This is a genomic window from Microbacterium sp. bgisy203 (assembly GCF_057706945.1).
The window spans coordinates 624,288-639,459 of record NZ_JBYIPF010000001.1; the positions used below are offsets into that span (position 1 = coordinate 624,288).

General features: G+C 69.7%; 12 protein-coding genes. 7 read left to right on the top strand and 5 right to left on the bottom strand.

Features of this window, described 5'->3' with window-relative positions:
- Positions 1-31: 31 nt before the first annotated feature.
- Positions 32-1,321, top strand: a complete 1,290-nt coding sequence (locus tag AC3ENQ_RS03025) for a glutamyl-tRNA reductase (protein WP_431801533.1) — start codon at positions 32-34, stop codon at positions 1,319-1,321.
- A gap of 13 nt (positions 1,322-1,334) precedes the next feature.
- Positions 1,335-2,327, top strand: a complete 993-nt coding sequence (locus AC3ENQ_RS03030; RefSeq protein WP_431801535.1) for a LacI family DNA-binding transcriptional regulator — start codon at positions 1,335-1,337, stop codon at positions 2,325-2,327.
- 71 nt (positions 2,328-2,398) lie between these two features.
- On the opposite strand, the gene AC3ENQ_RS03035 is transcribed toward AC3ENQ_RS03030, so the two are convergent.
- The 5 genes from AC3ENQ_RS03035 to AC3ENQ_RS03055 all read right to left on the bottom strand — a co-directional run bounded on the left by AC3ENQ_RS03035 (position 2,399) and on the right by AC3ENQ_RS03055 (position 7,439).
- Entirely contained in the window at positions 2,399-2,911 is a 513-nt protein-coding gene (locus AC3ENQ_RS03035; protein ID WP_431801537.1) for an NUDIX hydrolase, read from the bottom strand.
- Between the two features lie 2 nt (positions 2,912-2,913).
- Positions 2,914-3,813, bottom strand: a complete 900-nt coding sequence (locus tag AC3ENQ_RS03040) for a TatD family hydrolase (RefSeq protein ID WP_431801539.1) — start codon at positions 3,811-3,813, stop codon at positions 2,914-2,916.
- An 8-nt stretch (positions 3,814-3,821) separates the two neighbouring features.
- Complete coding sequence (gene metG / locus AC3ENQ_RS03045; RefSeq protein WP_431801541.1) at positions 3,822-5,384, bottom strand: methionine--tRNA ligase; 1,563 nt, start codon at positions 5,382-5,384, stop codon at positions 3,822-3,824.
- Entirely contained in the window at positions 5,381-5,914 is a 534-nt protein-coding gene (locus AC3ENQ_RS03050; RefSeq protein ID WP_431801543.1) for an ArsR/SmtB family transcription factor, read from the bottom strand. Before AC3ENQ_RS03050 ends, metG begins: the two co-directional genes overlap by 4 nt.
- 511 nt (positions 5,915-6,425) lie before the next feature.
- Positions 6,426-7,439, bottom strand: coding sequence for a LacI family DNA-binding transcriptional regulator (locus AC3ENQ_RS03055; RefSeq protein ID WP_431801545.1), 1,014 nt, complete (start codon positions 7,437-7,439; stop codon positions 6,426-6,428).
- A 202-nt stretch (positions 7,440-7,641) separates the two neighbouring features.
- Between AC3ENQ_RS03055 and AC3ENQ_RS03060 the strand changes: the two genes are divergently transcribed.
- The 5 genes from AC3ENQ_RS03060 to AC3ENQ_RS03080 all read left to right on the top strand — a co-directional run bounded on the left by AC3ENQ_RS03060 (position 7,642) and on the right by AC3ENQ_RS03080 (position 15,160).
- A complete protein-coding gene (locus AC3ENQ_RS03060) occupies positions 7,642-8,886 on the top strand; it encodes a sugar ABC transporter substrate-binding protein (protein ID WP_431801547.1) in 1,245 nt (414 codons plus the stop codon).
- A gap of 93 nt (positions 8,887-8,979) precedes the next feature.
- Positions 8,980-10,608: an ABC transporter permease subunit gene (locus AC3ENQ_RS03065; RefSeq protein WP_431801549.1), complete on the top strand. Its 1,629-nt coding sequence runs from the start codon at positions 8,980-8,982 to the stop codon at positions 10,606-10,608.
- A gap of 25 nt (positions 10,609-10,633) precedes the next feature.
- Complete coding sequence (locus AC3ENQ_RS03070) at positions 10,634-11,581, top strand: sugar ABC transporter permease (RefSeq protein ID WP_431801551.1); 948 nt, start codon at positions 10,634-10,636, stop codon at positions 11,579-11,581.
- Between the two features lie 34 nt (positions 11,582-11,615).
- Positions 11,616-13,085, top strand: coding sequence for an alpha-amylase (locus tag AC3ENQ_RS03075; RefSeq protein ID WP_431801553.1), 1,470 nt, complete (start codon positions 11,616-11,618; stop codon positions 13,083-13,085).
- 110 nt (positions 13,086-13,195) lie between these two features.
- Entirely contained in the window at positions 13,196-15,160 is a 1,965-nt protein-coding gene (locus tag AC3ENQ_RS03080) for a glycoside hydrolase family 13 protein (RefSeq protein WP_431801555.1), read from the top strand.
- Positions 15,161-15,172: the final 12 nt, after the last annotated feature.

Consider the following 15,172-nt stretch of genomic DNA (forward strand, 5'->3'; position numbering starts at 1 on the left):
CGGGCGGAGTTAATCGTTATACTAACCCCTGATGCTCGTCTGTCTCACCGCCCACCAACGCACGACCTCCCTCGAAGACCTCGAGCGGCTGTCGGTCATCGGCGACGCCGCCGCGACCGAGCTCGCCGCCGCGCACGACGCGATCCGCGGCGCCGTCGTCCTCGCGACCTGCAACCGGTTCGAGGCCTATTTCGATGTCGCCGACGCGCCCGACGCCTCGCCGATCCCCGCGATGGATGCCGCGATGGAGCGGATCGCTGGCCTCACCGACCTCCCCTTCCGTCAGGTGCGCGAGACCGTCGACTTCGCCCACGGCAACGGCGTGGCCCAGCACCTGTTCTCCGTCGCGTCGGGTCTCGACTCGGTCGCCGTCGGCGAGGACGAGATCGCCGGCCAGGTCAAGCGCGCCCTCGAGACCGCCCGCCGCGAGGGGGCGACGACCGCGCCTCTCGAGCACCTCTTCCAGCGCGCCACCGAGACCTCCCGCGCCGTCAAGAACTCGACCCGTCTCGGCGAGTCCGGGCGTTCTCTCGTGCGCCTCGCGGTCGAGCTCGCCGGCTCCCGCGTGGGCGAGTGGGAGGATGCCCGGGTCCTCCTCGTCGGCACCGGGCGCTACGCCGCGGCATCCCTCGCCGCCCTGCGCGCCGTCGGCGCGACCGACATCCGGGTGCACTCCCGGTCGGGGCGGAAGAAGTTCGCGCAGCGCGAGAACCTCCGCCCCGTCTCGATCGCCGACTTCGCGGACGAAGCCGCACGCGCCGACGTTATCGTCACCTGCACCACGACGACCGACACGTACGCCCTCACCGCCGAGGAGCACGGCATGGCCCGCCTCGGCGTGGAGTCGTCGCAGCTGGTCATCGACCTCGGCATGCCCCGGAACGTCGACCCCGGCCTCAGGTCGCTCCCCGGCGTCGAAGTGCTCGACCTCGACACGATCCGCGTGCACGCGCCGATCGACGAGTTCGCGACGATCGATGAGGCCCGCCTCATCGTGCAGACCGCCGCTCAGCGCCACGCCGCCGCGCGTCGCGTGCACGAGGTCGCCCCCGCGGTCGTCGATCTGCGCAGGCACGTGCAGTCGGTGCTGGATGCCGAGATCGCCCGCGCCCGCACCCGGGGCGCCGATCCCGCCGAGACCGAGGCGGCGCTCCGGCACTTCTCCGGTGCGTTGCTGCACGGCCTCATCGCACAGGGCCACGCGCTCGCCGCGGCGGGATCGGGACCGCTCTGGTCCGACGCGATCGGGCTCGTCGTGCCGCCTGCCGCCGACACCTCCGCGGCGCCGCGCGAACGCGACGTGGAGCGCGATCTCGGATGAGCGAGGCCGCGCCGTGACCCGGGTGACCCTCCGCGACGTCGCGGAGCGCGCCGGCGTGTCCACCGCGGCCACGAGCCAAGCGCTCAACGACCGCGGCAACCTCCGACCGGAGACGCGCGAGCGCATCAAGGCGATCGCCGCCGAGCTCGGCTACTCCCCCAACAAGCACGCCGCCGCGCTCCGGAGCGGCCGGACGATGTCGATCGGGTTCGTCATGCCCGATACCGAGGACGACGACGGCGCGAAGCGCTGGGCGTTCGACCACAACCGGCAGCTGAACGCGCTCGTGCGGGCGTCTGCGGAGCACGGGTTCACCGTCACGGTGCTTCCGGCATCCCGCCCCGACCTGCTCGAAGCCACCCAGCTCGACGTCCTGTACGTCTCCGACGCTCGCTCCGGGCTCGACGTCGTCCGCGCCGCGGCGACGCGCGGCATCCCCGTCGTCGCCCGCGACCTGTACGTCGACGTCGACCGCTCCCTCAGCGTCCGCACCGGGTACGACGCGGTCCTCCGCGCGAGTCTCGAGCACCTCGCCGCGAGCGGCGCCGAGCGCATCGCGCTCCTCGTCGACGAGGGCGACCACCCGCGCGACGAAATCGCCCGCACGGGTTACCACGGTTGGTCGACCGTCCGCGGCCGGGAGCCCCTCGTCTTCGAGGTCGATCTCGCCCACCGCGCGCTCCCTAGGCGTGTCCGCGAGGCGTTGGATGCCGGGGCCGACGCGATCCTCGCCTTCTGCGAGGACGGCCCGGAGATCTACCTGCAGCTCGAAGCCTCGCCCCTCGTCATCCCGCGCGACGTGCAGCTGCTCGCCCTCTGCGTCACCGACTGTGCGCTCAACGAACGCCTCGGCGTGACCCACGTGTGCGTGCACCCCGAACTCGCCGCGGAAGCGGCGTTCCGCTCGCTCGGCGCACTCACGCATTCGCCGTCGGCGACGCTCGCGGGCGACCCGCTCGTCGCCGATCTCCCGTGGGAGCTCGTCCGCGGCTCGTCGACCCGCTGATCACGCTCCGCGGCCGCTCACCTTCCGCGGCTGCGCTGCCGACGACGCCTGTGCCTGCGCTTGCGGGACGTTCATCCCGCCACGAGCGTTGCGAGCGGGCGTCCGAGTTCGTCGAGCCGCCGCACCCAGGGCCCGGCCATCTCGCCGCGCGCGCATCGGCGGAACGCCTCGTCGAGGCTCACCCATCTGCTTTCCGAGACCTCGGCGGGGTCGAGGGTGACGGCCGGGTCGTCAGCCACACGCGCGACGTAGAGGTCGAAGAGCGCGCGATCCTCCGTCACGCGCCCCGCGAGCCGGAGGTCGGATGCCGCCGCCCGCACGCCGGCCTCCTCCGCGAGCTCGCGGACGGCGCCCTCGGCGCTCGTCTCGCCCGTGAGGATGCTTCCCGCGGGAAACTCCCAGGCGAGCGGCCAGTCCTTCGCGGCCGACCGGCGCGTCATGAGGACGAGCCCGTCGCCGCGCACGACGCACACCGACGCGACCACGTGGAAGGAGCCCTCCGGCACCGGGTCTCCGCGGCGATGCGTCCGGCCGAGGGGCGCGCCGGCGGCATCCGTCAGATCCCAGCGCTCGTCGTCCGACACCGTCAGTCCTCGAACGCGCCGTAGACGGTGAGCGTGTTGGCGGCGAGCTGAGCGCAGAACTCGTCGAGGTCGGCGCCGAGCTCCTCGGCCATGAAGCGCACCGTCACGGGGATGAGGTACGGGGCGTTCGGTCGCCCCCGGAACGGCGTGGGCGTGAGGAACGGCGCGTCGGTCTCGACGAGGATGCGCTCGCGGGGGGTCACGCGCAGCGCGTCGCGCAGGTTTTGCGCGTTCTTGAACGTCACGTTCCCCGCGAAGCTCAGCCAGTAGCCGCGGTCGGCGGCGATGCGCGCCATCTCCTCGTCGCCCGAGAAGCAGTGGAAGACGGTTCGCTCCGGCGCGCCGACGCGCTCGAGGGTCTCCAGCACCGCGTCGTGCGCATCGCGGTCGTGGATCTGCATGGCGAGGTCATGCTTCTTCGCGAGCGCGATGTGCGCTTCGAAGCTCTCGAACTGCGCGGGGAGTCCGTCGCCCTCCGTACGGAAGAAGTCGAGCCCGGTCTCCCCGATCGCGCGGACGCGCGGCTGCGTCGCGAGGTCGTCGATCACGGCGATCGCCTCGTCGAGCATTCCCTGCGCGGCATACGCCGGCGCCTCGTTGGGATGGATCGCCACCGCCGCGAGGACGCGCGGGTGGGATGCCGCAGCCCACGCCGACCATCGACTCGAGTCGATGTCGCCGCCCGCCTGCACGACGCCCAGGACACCCACTTCGCTCGCACGCAGCAGGTGCTCGTCGAGGGACATGCCCCCGGGCTCCGACCCTGACGAGGGGCCGTCTTCGATCTCGAGGTGCGCGTGGTTGTCGTACACCGGCACCGCGAGCGGCTCGGGCGAGATCGGGTACGAGACGTCGCGCGCGCCCTTCTCCCGCTGCCGGACGTAGTTCGACGGATCGGTCATCGCGCGACCTACTGCTCGACGCGGGGGAAGAGCGGCGCGAGCCCGTTGACGCTCGAGCCGGGCGCGAGCTGCCCCCACTCACCCGCCTCGCGCACCGGCTGATCCTGCAGGCGCCCGGGGTGGCCGAGGGCGATCCAGAGCTTCTCGGTCGCCTCCGGCATGAAGGGGCTGAGGAGCACGGCGAGCGCGCGCAGACCCTCGGCCGCCGTGTACAGCACCGTCCCGAGACGCGCGCGCTGCGCGTCGTCCTTCGCGAGCGCCCAGGGCTCGTTGTCGGTGATGTAACCGTTGAGCGCGTCGACGATCGTCCAGATCGACGAGATCGCCTCGTCCGGCCGGAACCGGTCGATGGCCGCGTCGGCGTTCGCCGCGGCAGCCGCGACGATTCTCTGGATCTCGAGGTCGCCGTCGGTGTAGTCGGATGCCGGGGGCACGATCCCCTCGAAGTACTTCTCGATCATCGCGGTCGTCCGGGACGCGAGGTTCCCGAACCCGTTCGCGAGCTCCGCCTGGTAGCGCGCGGAAAGGTCCTCCCACGAGAAGGAGCCGTCCTGACCGAACGCGATCGCGGAGAGGAAGTAGAACCGGTAGGCATCCGATCCGAAGACGTCCGTGATCTCGGTCGGGGCGATGCCGGTGAGCTTGGACTTCGACATCTTCTCGCCGCCGACGAGCAGCCAGCCGTGTGCGAAGACGCCGCGCGGCACGTCGAGGCCCGCGGCCATCAGCATCGCCGGCCAGATGACGGCGTGGAAGCGCAGGATGTCCTTCCCGACGATGTGGAACGCCGGCCAGCGACGCGCGAACTGCTCCGGGTCGGTGCCGTAGCCGATGGCGGTCGCGTAGTTGAGCAGCGCGTCGACCCACACGTAGATGACGTGCGAAGAGTCCCAGGGGACGGTGATGCCCCAATCGAACGCGGAGCGCGAGATCGACAGGTCCTTCAGTCCCGAGCGGACGAACGAGACGACCTCGTTGCGCGCGGACTCGGGCCGAACGAAGTCGGGCTCGGTCTTGTAGAGCTCGAGGAGGCGATCTTGGAACTCGCTCAGCTTGAAGAAGTAGTTCTTCTCCTGAAGGAGCTCGAGCGGCTTCGAGTGGATCGCGCAGACCTTGAGTCCCTCGAACGCGCCGGTGCCGTCAACGATCTCGGACTCGGGCTTGAACTCTTCGCAGCCCACGCAGTAGAGCGCCTCGTACTCGCCCGCATAGATGTACCCGCGGTCGTACAGCGCCTGCACGAACTTCTGCACGCTCTCCTCGTGGCGTGACTGGGTCGTGCGGATGAAGTCGTCGTTTGCGACGCCGAGGGTTTCCAGCAGCGGGAACCACGACTCGGTGACGAGCTTGTCGACCCACTCCTGCGGCGTGACCCCGTTGGCGGCGGCGGCGCGGAGCATCTTCTGCCCGTGCTCGTCGGTGCCGGTGAGCATCCAGGTGTCGTCGCCCGCCTGGCGGTGCCAGCGCGCGAGCGCGTCGACCGCCACCGTCGTGTACCCGTGGCCGATGTGGGGAAGGTCCGAGGGGTAGTAGATCGGGGTCGTGATGTAGAAGGACTGACCGGTGCTCACCCCCCGATTCTAGGCGGGCGGAGGTCCTCGTCCTCGTCTGTGACGGGATCGACCGGCCAGGCGTAGACCGTGCGCACGGGGTACAGGCCGGTCTCGGGCTCGGCAGCGAGCGGCGTCGACGTCTGCCTCCCGCGCATGCCCGGACGAGGATCGCGCGAGGGCCCCTTGCGGCGGACGACCGATCCGAAGGGCGGCTGGTGCAGAGGATCGCGCCATCCCGATCCGAACGGATCCCGCCCCACGCCGCCGAGCATCTTGGTGAACAGCTCGTCCAGACAGTCATCGAGGTGCTGGAACCCCTCCGCCGTGAAGTAGTACCAGCGCCACCGCTCATCGGCGACGACATCGACGAAGCCGGCGTCTCGCAGGATGCGCAGGTGCTTCGACACCGCCGTCCGGCTGATGCGGAACTCCACCCCGATCGCCTCGGCGATGTTGCCGGAGGTGTGCTCGCCGCTCGCGAGGATCTCGACGATCCGCCGGCGGACGGGATCGGCCATGACGGCGAAGGGATGCATCGGCTCAGCCATGCTCGGACCCTACGACCGACCCCCGACATCCCGTCCCCCCGGCCATCCCGTCCCCCGGCCACCCCTCGCCCCACCCTCGGGATTGTCCTCATCGTCGGGATTGTCCTCGTCGTCGCGGTCGCGGTCGCAGTGAGCGCCCGCGCGACTTTTGCACCTTCTCCCAGAACGCCGATGAACTTCCCGCTCACACGACCTCCCGCACCTGGCCCGTCGCCCACCACATCGGCGCGGCACCCTCCCAGAGAACGTCGATGAACCTCCCGCTCACACGACCTTCCGACCTGCCCCGTCGCCCACCGCATCGGCGCCGCATTCACGCCGAAAACCTCGAGTGATGTGTGAACGGGAAGTTCAATGACGTTTTGAGAGAGCATCGAAAGTCGTTCCCCGTTCCCACGCGTCCCGAATCACGAATCCAGAATCACGAGCCGTAGCGGCCGACCGCCAGCCGATCCGCGCGGTCGAGCCACGGGCCTTGGGTCAGGCGGGCCGGTGGTCAGGCGGCGGTGGGTCAGGCGGTCTCGCGGACCACGAGCGTCGTCGGGAGCACGACGTCCTCGCGCGGGATGCCGCGAATGAGGTCGAGCAGCATGTCCACCATCGTCGCGCTGATCTCCGGCCACGGCTGACGGACCGTCGTGAGCGCCGGGCGGTGCGTCTCCGCGAGACCCGAGTCGTCGAACCCGGCGACGGCGACGTCGTCGGGCACGCGCTTGCCGGCCCGGCGCAGAGCAGTGATCGCGCCGACGGCCATGACGTCGCTCGCCGCGAATACCGCGTCGATGTCGGGCGTTCTCTGGAGCAGACGCTCCATCGCGGCATCCCCGCTCGCCGCCTGATAGCTGCCGGTCTCGACGAGCTCGGGGTCGAAGCGGTCGCCGAGTTCCGCACGGAACCCCTCGAGGCGGAGCACTCCGCCCGGCGTGTCGAGGGGGCCGGTGATGAGGCCGATGCGACGGTGTCCACGCTCGGCGAGGTACCGCGTCATCATGCGCGCAGCCCCGACCTCGTCGATCGCGACGTGCGGGACGGCGACGTCGTCGCGCTGCGGGATGCCCGAGCACACCGTCGGGATACCCGCCGCGACGAGAGAGGCGAGCAGCGCGTCCGAGGCGTGGGAGGACACCAGGAGCACCCCGTCCACGTGCCCCGCACGCACGTAGCACTCGACGTTGCGCTGCTCATCGGCCGTGTCGGCGATCAGGAGCACGAGCGTCATCGACCGCTCGGCGAGCGCCGTCGTCGCGCCGCGGAGCAGCAGCGCGAAGGTCGGGTCGGAGAAGAGCAGCTGCTGTGATTCGGTGAGGAGGAACGCGAGCGAGTTGGACCGCCCCGTCGCGAGGCTCCGCGCGGCGTGGTTGGCCGTGTACCCGGTCGTACGGATCGCCTCTTCGACCGCCGCGCGCGCCTCCGTCGACACCCAGTGACCGCCGTTGATCACTCGCGAGACCGTCCCGTGCGACACACCTGCCACCGCCGCGACGTCGCGGATGGTCGGTTTTCGCGTGCTCTCGGTAGATCCCACGAGAGCAGACTCTACCCGGAGAGTCGGCGTGGTATCTTGGTCAGACCACAAATACTGTGACCGGTCACAGTTCGGTAACGAACGCACCACCGATCGGCTCACGGAGCGCAGAATGACACTGCGCGCATTCTGCGCGGTGACAGCACAGGCGACGCGGCCGATGCACCATCGGCCTGCCGCCACTATGAAGAGAGGCACACCGATGAAGGTGAAGAAGAAGGGCATGCTCGCGACGGGCATGGTCGTGGCGGCGAGCATCCTCGCCCTGGCCGGCTGCTCGAGCAGCGGCGGCACGACCTCCCCGACCGACGAAGGGCCCGCGAGCGGCTCGCTGACCGTCTGGGTCGACGCCGACCGCGCCCGCGCGCTCGAAGACGTCGCGAAGACGTTCGAGCAGGAGAAGGGCGTCAAGGTCAACCTCGTCGTCAAGGACTACGGCAAGATCCGTGACGAGTTCACGGCGCAGGTCCCGACCGGCAAGGGCCCCGACATCACGATCGGCGGACACGACTGGATCGGCGCGTTCGTCAAGGACGGCATCGTCGCGCCCGTCGAGCTCGGCGACAAGTCGGCGGACTTCGAGAAGGTCACCGTCGAGGCCGTCACCTACGAGGGCAAGACGTACGGCCTCCCCTACGCGATCGAGAACATCGCGATCCTCCGCAACACGGCGCTCGCCGACTCGACGCCGGCCACCTTCGACGAGATGATCGCGAAGGGCCAGGCCGCAGGCACCGAGTACCCGTTCGTCGTGGGCCTCGACCCCCAGGCATCCGACCCGTACCACCTCTACCCGTTCCAGACCTCCTTCGGGAACTCGGTCTTCGCGCGCAACGACGACGGCTCCTACGACGCGTCGCAGCTGACCATCGGCGACGAGGCGGGCCAAAACTTCGCGACGTGGCTGACGGCGCAGGGTGACACCGGCACGAAGGTGCTGAACCTGAACCTCTCGGGCGACCTCGCCAAGGAAGCCTTCAACGCCGGCAAGTCGCCGTACTTCCTCACCGGTCCGTGGAACGTCGCGGACGCGCAGTCGGCCGGCATCGACGTCTCGGTCGACGCGATCCCGAGCGCGGGCGGCGAGACGGCCGCACCGTTCGCCGGCGTGCAGGCGTTCTTCCTGTCCGCGAAGAGCAACAACGCGCTCATCGCGAACGAGTTCCTCGTGAACTACATCGCGACTGCCGACGTGCAGACGAAGCTGTTCGAGGCCGGCGGCCGTCCGCCGGCACTGACCGAGTCGTTCGAGGCGGCGCAGTCCGACCCGATCATCGCGGGCTTCGCCGCGGTGGGCCAGAACGCCGTCCCGATGCCGAGCATCCCCGAGATGGGTTCGGTGTGGGACGACTGGGGCAAGACCGAGGCCGCGCTCATCAAGGGCTCGTCCGACCCGGCCGGTGATTGGGTCAAGATGGCCGAGTCCATCAAGTCCAAGCTCGGCTGAACCTGACGGGGGCGGCGTCCCTTGCGGACGCCGCCCCCTCTCTTGCACTCTTACCCGCAGAAGCATGAATCCGCCCGACAGGAGTCGACGACGATGACCGGCCCCACGCTCGAGACCGAGCGCACTCACACCACCGCCGAAGAGCGCGCCGCCCGCCGCAAGCGCAAGCGCGCTGAGGCCTGGGCCGAAGCCGCAGGCGCCGGCTGGAAGGTCTGGCTCGTCAAGATCGTCTGCCTCGGCATCATCGACGCGATGGGCATCTACGCGATCCTCGTCCTCATCGGCTCGGGCTTTCTCGTACCGCTCCTGATCGCCGCAGCGATCCTCGCCATCAACGTCATCTACCTGAAGCCGGGCCTCCTCCCCGCCAAGTACCTGACGCCCGGCCTCGTCTTCCTCTTCGTCTTCCAGATTTTCGTGGTGCTCTTCTGCATCTACATCGCCTTCACCAACTACGGGTCCGGGCACATCTCCACGAAGGAGGATGCCGTCAACGCCCTCCTCATCCAGAACCAGCAGCGCGTCGAGGACTCCCCCACCTACCCGCTGTCGATCGTCGAGCAGAACGGCACGTACTTCTTCCTCGTCACCGACCCCGACGGCGATGCGCTCATCGGCGGCGAGGAGCGCCCGCTCGAACCCGCCGCCGACGCCGAGTTCAGCGGCGACAAGGCGGTCTCGCTCCCCGGCTACACGACGCTGGACTTCGGGCAGATCGTCGCCAACCAGGGTGCGATCACGACCCTCGCCGTCCCCTTCTCCGACGATCCGAACGACGGCACGCTGCAGACGCGCGACGGCTCCGTCGCCTACCAGTACATCTCGACCCTCGTGTGGGACGCGGACGCCGGGACCATGACGAACACCGACACGGACGTCGTCTACCACGACAACGGCAACGGGTCGTTCGAATCCGACGACGGGCAGACCCTCGCGACGGGCTGGCAGGTGTGGGTCGGCATGGACAACTTCGTCCGCGCCTTCACGACCGAGTCGATTCGCGGGCCGTTCATCGCCGTCACGATCTGGACGTTCGCCTTCGCGATCCTGTCGGTCGCGACGACCTTCGTCCTGGGCCTGTTCCTCGCGATCGTCTTCAATGACCCGCGGATGAAGAGCAAGAAGTACTACCGGGTGGTGATGATCCTCCCGTACGCGTTCCCGGCGTTCCTGTCGGCGCTCGTGTGGGCGGGCATGTTCAACCAGGACTTCGGATTCATCAACCAGACGCTGCTCGGCGGGGCATCCATCCCCTGGCTGCAAGACCCCTTCCTCGCGAAGGTGTCGATCCTGATCGTCAACCTCTGGCTCGGCTACCCCTACATGTTCCTCGTGACGACCGGTGCGATCCAGTCGATCCCCGAGGACATCCAGGAGGCCGGCAAGGTCGACGGCGCGGGGGTGTGGCAGATCTTCCGCTACATCAAGTTCCCGCTGCTGCTGGTGGCGGTCGCGCCCCTGCTGATCTCGTCGTTCGCGTTCAACTTCAACAACTTCAACCTGATCTACATGCTGACCGGCGGAGGCCCCCGGATCCCCGACGCCTCGATCAACGTCGGACACAGCGACATCCTGATCTCGATGGTCTACAAGGTGGCGTTCGTGGGAGCCGAGCGCGACTACGGGCTCGCGAGTGCGTTCTCGATCATCATCTTCGTGCTGGTCGCTGTCATCTCGTACCTGAGCTTCCGCCAGACCAAGGTCCTCGAGGAGCTGAACTGACATGAGCATCCAAGAAGCTGTCCCCGTGGCACCCGTGACCGCGTCCGCCGGCGACGGCGGCGACGCGGGCAAGAAGAAGTGGGGGGATGCCGGTGTCCCCGGCGCCAAGGAGCCCCGCCGCCCGCTCGGTCGCTGGTTCCGCGAGACCGGGTGGCGCCACCTCGTCGGCATCGTCATGATCGTCTTCTCGGGGTTCCCGCTGGTCTACGTGCTGTCCGCGTCACTCAACCCCGGCGGCACCCTGCTGACGGCGAACAGCCTGTTCTCGAACTTCGACATCGGCAGCTACATCGCCCTCTTCCAGGACCCGCTGCGCCCCTACGGCGCGTGGTTCGTGAACTCGATCTTCATCGGGCTGACGACGTCGTTCTTCACGGTCGTCCTCTGCGCGCTCGCCGCGTACGCGTTCTCGCGCATGCGCTTCCGCGGTCGCCGGGCGGGCCTGCTGACTCTCCTCCTCGTGCAGATGTTCCCGCAGCTGCTCGCGGTCGTCGCGATCTTCCTGCTGATGTCGGCGATCAGCGAGGTGTTCCCTGCGCTCGGGCTCAACTCGCAGATCGGCCTCATCATGGTCTATCTCGGCGGCGCGCTGGGCGTGAACACGTTCCTCATGTACGGGTTCTTCAACACGGTTCCGGCATCCATCGACGAAGCGGCGAAGATCGACGGCGCGGGGCACGCGCGCATCTTCTTCACGATCATCCTGCGCCTGGTCGCCCCCGTGCTCGCGGTCATCGGCCTGCTCTCGTTCATCGGCACGATGAACGACTACCTGATCGCCTCGGTCATCCTCGTCGACCCCGACAAGCAGACCCTCGCGGTCGGGCTCTACCAGTTCGTGTCGCAGGAGACCGCGCGCAACTGGAGCGTCTTCGCCGCCGGCGCCGTCCTCGCCGCGATCCTGCCGATGGCCCTGTTCCTGTCGCTCCAGCGCTTCATCGTCGGCGGCCTGACCGCCGGTTCGGTGAAGTGACCGCTGCACGCCGTCCGGTGCCTGGAGTGACGCGATGAGAGGTACGCGCGCGCTCGCCGCGGCGGGGGTGCTGATCCTCGGCGTCGGCGGGTTCGCGGCGTGCACGCCAGGAGGCGGCGACGCCGCTGCGCCCTCCGCGCCCGACGTCGGGGTGCAGCTGTTCCAGCGGCCGTGGATCTCGATCGCGGAGGACTGCGAGACGACGATCGGCCCCGCGGGGTTCGCGTGGGTGCTGACCTCTCCCCCGCAGGAGCACATCACGGGGGATGCCTGGTGGACGAGCTACCAGCCCGTCTCGTACGACCTCGACTCGCGCCTGGGCACAGAGGCGGAGTTCGCCGACATGGTCGCGCGCTGCGATGCGGCGGGCGTCGACGTCATCGCCGACGCGGTCATCAATCACATGGCCGGCATCGAGTCGGGAACGGGCACGGGCGGCACGGCGTTCACGCACTACTCCTACCCCGGCCTCTACGAGGACGGCGACTTTCACCACTGCGGCCTGACCGCCGACGACGACATCGCCGACTATTCGTCCCGCGAGCAGGTGCAGACGTGCGAGCTGGTGAACCTCGCCGACCTCGACACGTCCTCGGCATCCGTCCGGCAGACGATCGACGGGTACCTGACGCACCTGCTCGACCTCGGCGTCGCGGGCTTCCGCATCGACGCCGCCAAGCACATGGCCGCGGAGGACGTCGAGGCGATCGTGTCGGCACCGCCCGAGGGCACCGTCATCATGAGCGAGGTGATCCGCGGGGCGGGCTCGGAGCCCATTCAGCCCGAGGAGTACACGGGCTTCGGTGAGGTGTTCGAGTTCCAGTACGCGCGCGACCTCGGTCCGGGCCTGAAGGCGGGGGTCGTCACCGATCCGGAGCTCGGCGACGAGCGCCCGCTGCACGTGCCGTCCGAGAGCGCCGTGGTCTTCATCGACAACCACGACACCGAACGCGGCGAGGCATCCCTCACGTACCGCGACGGCGGCCTCTACCTGATTGCGAACGCGCTCATGCTCGCCGACGACTACGGCACTCCCGTCGTCTTTTCGGGCTACGCCTTCACCGACCGCGACGCAGGACCGGCGCAGGATGCCTCGGGGCGCGCGCTCGGGTGGGACTGCGCCGGGGTGAGCGGGCCGAAAGACTCCTACGCCGACGGCGAGGGCATCTGCACCGAGGCGTGGACGGCGATCGCGGGCCTCCTCGAACTTCGCCGCTTTGCCGGCGACGCGCCCCGCCTCGCGGGTGTCTCCGACGGCGACGTGTACGGGTTCGAGCGTGACGGACGGGCGCTTCTGCTCGTGAACCCGTCGGGTGAAGATGCCGACGCCACCATTCCCGCCGGCCTTCCCGACGGCGAGTACTGCGACGTCGTCTCGGGCGGTGCCGGCGCTGCCTCGGCATCCGGCTGCGCGGGCGCGACCGTCACGGTGTCGGGCGGCGAAGTCACGACGACGGTGCCTGCCGACGGCGCGGTCGCCATCCACGTCGGGGCGCGCCGGTGACCGCTCGGCGGTAGACTGGAACCACAACTGAGGGGCTCTGTCACGCGGTCGCGTGCAACCACGTCGCATCTCGCCGACGTCGGAGTCGGCACCTACCCGGAGGTCCTCTCATGATGGATGCCGCACGCCGCCCGCACCACGACGGCTCGCCCCTGTACGTCTCGCATGCCGCACCCGCGATCGGCGACGACGTCGCCGTCCGCCTGCGCGTCCCCGTGTCGCCGCGCGGGGGCTACGGCCCGGTCGAGCGCGTCCTCGTCCGCTCGAACCCCGATCACGAACCGGCGTGGGTCGAGGCGTCCCGCGACGGCGCGGTCGACGGGTGGGAGTGGTGGACGGCACGCATCGTCGTCGCGAACCCCCGGCACGGTTACCGGTTCCACTTGGTCCTCGCCGACGGGCGCGTCGAGATCCTGAACCAGGCCGGCCTCACCGACATCGACGCGCTCGACGGGCAGGACTTCGCCCTCGTCGCCGAGAACGCGCCGCCCGCCTGGATGGAGGACACGATCCTCTACCAGATCTTCCCCGACCGCTTCGCGCGCTCGGCCGCGGCGGATGAGCGGCCCACGCCCGCGTGGGCGATCCCCGCGGCGTGGGACGAGCCGCTCGACCCGGTGCACCCCGGGCGGGGCCACCAGTTCTACGGCGGCGACCTCGACGGCGCCGCCGAGAAGCTCGACCACCTCACCGCTCTCGGGGTCACGGCGCTCTACCACACGCCGATCTTCCCCGCGGAGTCGAACCATCGCTACGACGCCTCGCGCTTCGACGCCATCGACCCCGTCCTCGGCGGCGACGACGCATACCGCCGGCTCATCGAGGCGGCGCACGCCCGGGGCATCCGGATCATCGGCGACCTCACGACGAACCACTCCGGCATCGCGCACGAGTGGTTCCGCGCCGCGCACCGCCATCCCGAAGCTCCCGAGAGCGCGTTCTACTACTTCCACGACGACGCGAACGAGACGTACGAGACGTGGCTCGACGCCGACACGCTGCCGAAGTTCGACTGGTCGAGCGACGAGCTGCGTCGCCGCTTCGTCGACGGTGAGGGCTCGGTCGTCGCCCGGTGGTTGCAGCCGCCGTACGGGATCGACGGGTGGCGCATCGACGTCGCGAACATGACCGGCCGCCTCGGCCGGATCGACCACAACGCCGAGGTCCGTCAGGCGCTCCGGCAGACGATGATCGACGTGAATCCCGAGACGCTGCTGCTCGCGGAGTCGACGAACGATGCGGCATCCGATCTGCAGGGCGACGCGTGGCACGGCGGCATGACGTACCCGGCCTTCACCCGCGGCGTGTGGGCGTGGCTGGCCGACCCGCGGCGCATCCCGCACTACGGCTTCCACGGCGAGCTCAGCGAGGACATGTGGTTCTTCGGGCTGCCGACCGGGATGCCGCGGTACAGCGCACGCCAGTTCGTGGACCAGTTCCGCCGGTTCACGAGCCAGATCCCGTGGCGTGTGCAGCGCGGAACGATGTCGGCCCTCGACACGCACGATACCGCACGCTTCGCGACGTATGCGTCCCCGGGCGCCGTGCCCCTCGCCCTCGGGCTGTCGATGACGCTCCCCGGCATCCCGGTCGTCTACGCGGGAGACGAGTTCGGTCTCGAGGCCGTCGACGGTGAGATGAGCCGGACCCCGATCCCCTGGGAGCGTGCCGGCGAGCCCGAGGTCGCGGAGCGCATCGCGCTGTACCGCGACCTGATCGCGCTGCGACGCGGGCACTCGGCGCTGTCGACGGGAGGCCTCCGGTGGCTCCACGTCGACGATAACGCCGTCGTGTTCGTGCGCGAGAGCGCCGACGAGAGCGTCCTCGTCGTCGCGACGCGGGGCGGGGTGGATGCCGTGATCCCTGCGCCGCTGATCGTGGGCGCGGATGCCGCGCAGTCGCTGTTCGGCGAGGCATCTGTGAGCGTCGAGCCGGACGGCGCCGTGCGCGTGCGTGCCGAGGGCACGGCGTTCGCCGCGTTCGCCCTCCCCGGCGTCTCGGCGCCGCCCGCGTCCACCGCGTCGGAGGACCTCGACCCCGAGGCCTTCACCGCCCTCGGCGCCCCGCCCGAGTGACCCCGCGGACGC